Source organism: Microcoleus sp. BM001215392 (assembly GCF_036700185.1).
In the GTDB taxonomy this organism is placed as follows: domain Bacteria; phylum Cyanobacteriota; class Cyanobacteriia; order Cyanobacteriales; family Microcoleaceae; genus Microcoleus.
The window spans coordinates 1-4,149 of the sequence record NZ_JAUBOJ010000524.1 but is presented as its reverse complement, the minus strand read 5'-3'; the positions used below and the strand labels follow the sequence as shown (position 1 = coordinate 4,149).

General features: G+C 46.7%; 3 protein-coding genes. 2 read left to right on the top strand and 1 reads right to left on the bottom strand.

Annotated features, from left to right (window positions below; genetic code table 11):
• Positions 1 to 123: 123 nt before the first annotated feature.
• Positions 124 to 1,800 carry an ArnT family glycosyltransferase gene (locus QT974_RS31975; protein WP_333472394.1) on the bottom strand — a complete coding sequence of 559 codons (1,677 nt, stop codon included), beginning with the start codon at positions 1,798 to 1,800 and terminating at the stop codon, positions 124 to 126.
• 189 nt (positions 1,801 to 1,989) lie between these two features.
• Here QT974_RS31975 and QT974_RS31970 point away from each other — a divergent pair, with 189 nt between their 5' ends.
• Together QT974_RS31970 and QT974_RS31965 are read left to right on the top strand one after the other, a co-directional pair.
• Entirely contained in the window at positions 1,990 to 3,486 is a 1,497-nt protein-coding gene (locus QT974_RS31970) for a hypothetical protein (RefSeq protein WP_333472393.1), read from the top strand.
• A gap of 234 nt (positions 3,487 to 3,720) precedes the next feature.
• Entirely contained in the window at positions 3,721 to 4,047 is a 327-nt protein-coding gene (locus tag QT974_RS31965) for a hypothetical protein (RefSeq protein WP_333472392.1), read from the top strand.
• The last annotated feature ends 102 nt before the right edge of the window (positions 4,048 to 4,149 follow it).

Genomic DNA, 4,149 nt, shown 5'->3' with positions numbered 1-4,149 from the left:
TTTTGAAGCCGGAAGAAGCATGACCGCATATAAGTTATTAGTTATAATCCCATATTGACGGCGGTCATGCTATAGCCCCGGATCGATATATTTGCTTGCACAAGCCGCTGCGCCCTAAAGTCCTCACGACAAACCCTTTGATTTTTTAGTTACCAAAACCCAATCGTCGGCTGTTTTGACAACCTCAGCATTCTCTAAGGCTAAATGTTTGAGAACGGGTTTTTCTAACAAAAAATAAGGTGGCGGGAGAGATTGCCATTTCTGTTGCAGTGTCGGCGCGTCGGCGACAATAACTTGCCGCTGGCTGTAAAAATTCAGCGACGGACGAGGTAATTTATGAGAAGTAAAGACTTCCTTGCCCGCTGGCGTACCTTGGCGGACAATTTCGGCGATCGGCTTAACCGGATAATCCTCCGCTAGTTCCCACACCCAGTTATCGGAAGCAACAAATACTAACAACGTGACGTAAGTTCCCCAAATTAAAACTAATAAAAACTGTCTGTCTTTGCGGTGCAGCAACACTGCCGTTAGTGTCATTGTCAAAGCTACAAACATTAGCATTAACTGCAAATCTCGCTGGAGTGGCGCAATTTGTCCCCCAAACCGTACTCCTCCGCTGAAGTACACGCAGCCGACGACAGCAACTAAACCTATTAGTACCAAAATTGCCGGATGAGGCAAACAAGCGATCGCATCAAAATCATCTGCTGCTCGATCTTTTGCTGCATCTTCCGGTAGCCACATTTGCTCCCAAACTTCAGCGAGATAGCTCCCAACGCCGATCGCCAAAGCTGGATAAACGGGCAAAACATACCAAGGCAATTTGGTATTCATCACCGAAATAGCCAGCAGATATACTCCCGTCCAAACTAAGACTAATTTTGGCCCGGGAAAATTGCGATTTTCCCAACTCAAACGCAGCCCTTGTAGCCAAAATAACTGCCACGGCCATGCTGATTCTAAAATTTCTAACAGATAATACCAGGGCGCGCCTTTGTGATTCCCTACGGGTTCCCAAATGCGCCGGAAAGATTGGTTAAGCAAATTAGCTTTGATGAAATCTGGGCCGTAGTGGAGCCATTGTGCAACATACCAACCAGCTACCGGCAAAGTCCCGATCGCCAATCCGCCCCAAAGATACCCAGAAGTGAGGAGTCGCGGGGTATCCCAAACCAGGAAAATCAAGCCGATCGCCCCCAGCAGCAGCCCCAACATCACGCCTTTAGTCAGGCAAATGAGTCCGAACCCAATCCCCGCACCCAAAGCGTAGCGCAAGTCGCGGCGCGATCGCAGCAAACACCACATCGATGCCAGCAAAAAACACAAAACTGCCCCGTCTAACATTGCCAAACGTCCGTGCCGCACTACCGGAAGCAGCGTCAGATAGACGAGGGCCGAAAAAATGGCGATCGACCTTCTGGGAAACAATTCGCGCCCAATGGCGTAAAGCATGGGCACTGAAGCCGCCGTTAGCATTGCCGGTACCAACCTCGCCGTCAATTCGCTGACACCGCCGGCGCTAAAACACAGCCCGATCAGCCAGTGTACCAGCGGCGGCTTGTTCAAATAAGGCACGGAGCCGATCGTCGGATACAACCAATTTAAATTTCCGCGCCAAATTTCGCGACTTACCTGCGCCACAATCCCTTCATCCCAATCCCGCAAAGCCGCGGCGCCCAGATTCAGCCCAAAAATTAGCACCGCAGCCAACAAAAAAGCCAGCACCCACAGTTTGTCTGTCAAGCTGTCATTGAACGGAGTTTTTGGTTGGCGCCCCGGGAATCGAAACATTTCTGACATAAAATATAAAATTTGAGATTTTTGATTTGGGATTGAAGAGTTGAAGAATTGCGGATGACTTATGAATTAACGGTTTGGAGTATGGGGCTGGGGTGGGATGCTTTGGAGAAACTGCTGGGGGGGAGAGTTTTTAGCGTCCCAAACAGAAGGTAAACTTAGACAGCAGTTATTTGCGATCGCGAAAATACCATGAACTTGCCGGTAATCATAGATATTATAATTGGCTTAGTGTTTATCTACCTGACTTTAAGCTTGCTAGCTTCCGAAATTCAGGAACTGATTGCTACTGTTTTGCAGTGGCGGGCGGAACATTTAAAGAAATCGATCGAAGTGCTGATTTCAGGCGGTAGCGAAGGTGCCAAAGAGCCACTGCAACTTCAGCGAGTCGGACAGTTGGCTAATTTGATTTACGCCAATCCGATTATCAAAGATTTGAATCAGGGAGCGAAGGGGCTTTTATCCCAAGGATTTCGCTCTGTTACCCACAAAATGGGTAATTTATACCGCCAAATGACAGGCACTCAAAATGTTTTTGGCAATAAATTAACGGCCCCTTCTTATATTCCGGCTGATTCTTTTGCGGCGAGCCTTTTGGATACTTTAAAGGTTTCGAGTTTGGTGCGCTCTATCTCTAAAAACCGATTGGAAAGATTTAAAGATTTACAGTTGGCACAAATTCAAGTGATAGGAGAGGGGCTGAATTTGCCGGAGTCTACCAAACCAATTATCGAGCAAGAATTTGGGTGGTTGACTGCGGAGTTTAATCGAGTAGTAGAAGATTATAAAAATGATTTGGGCAGTTTGAACAACAGTTTGGATCGGATGTCGGAAAAGCTGGGTTTTTATATTAATGATTCTCAGGTTTACTTGCCAGAAACCGAGCTGGGAGGGAGAGAATTTCAGCGGCAAATGGCTTTTCTTAAGGCGAGTTTTGACAGCGAATTTGAGCGGGCGGCGCTGCGTGCCCAACTGCAACCGAGTTTGAGCAATCTTTTAAATACTGCTAGAAAAGTCAGAAAAACTGGGGATACGGTAGCAGAAATTATGGACGAGAAAGAGGACAGTCCGATTTACCAACAAATTCAAGAAACCTTGGATATTATGCCAGAATCTTTGAAACGCAGCCTTTCAATCTTAGCGCAGCGTGCTGAAACAGGCGGCGGAGATACTCAACAGCAGTTGGAGCGGTTTCAGAAAGAAATAGAAATTTGGTTTGACCAATCGATGCAGCGCGCTTCAGGTGTTTACAAGCGGAATGCTAGAGGGGTGGCGATTTTGCTCGGTACTACGATCGCCCTAGCTGCTAATGCTGATAGCATTAATATTGTTAATCGGTTGTCGAAGGATTCGATGTTGCGATCGACTGTTAATTTGTACGCCAAGCAGTTGGTGGAAAAAAACGCTAACACTAAATTGGATAATTTAACTAATCTCACCAAAGTTCAAAATCAGGTCGATCGCGCTTTGGATAATGTAGCTCTACCTTTTGGCTGGGGAGAACCTAACAGGTTAGAGCTAGACTCGCAGGGGAAATTATTGTTGCCCGCTGTAATGGCAAAATTGTTAGGTTGGATATTGAGCGGCATAGCTATTTCTATGGGAGCGAGTTTTTGGTTCGAGGCGCTCAGCAAGATTATCAACATTCGCAATGCAGGGAAGAAACCGCCCTCTCCTACAGAATCTTGAGCGGTGTTACCGTAAGGATACAGGATCTATGGGTAATTGCGGGCCTGCAGGCCGTTGGGCAAAATATAAAAAACATAAATTCCGTGCGATCGCGGATGGCAGGGTCGCCAAAATAGGTGAAACTGATAAGTGGGTTAAATAGCAATAAGCAACACAAACAAGTTCTCTGCCAGTTTTCTGCGGTCTGACTCCCGGGGTGTATCTACCACTCAACACCCTTTTGGAGGAAGGAATATGTTCATTTCTTTGGGCCAAACCAATCCTGCATCCAGAAGCTTTGCATTCAATGACTCCAGGATCAATCACTGTCTGTATTTGGTTGTCTCTGGAATTTTGGCGGCGGTTGCAGTAATTTTAGTTAAGTTCAACTCTGACGGCATCGAGCAAGTGAGCTCTGCATTTCAAAAATACGCCTCTATCCTGAGAGAGATTGACAAAGTTTGCCGAATTTATGGCGGATGCTGGGATGCGATCGAACCAGACAACCCCCAATTGCTAAAATGGCAGAGTGTTTGCTGGCGACAACAGCAGATTGGCTTCGTGTTATGCCGATCGAGATAGCGACACACTCAGCAACAGGTGGCGGCGCGATCGACTGTTTGCTAAGGAGAGCTAGTACCTAGCTAGCGAATAAATAGACAAAATGGTACACTTGTTGACAAA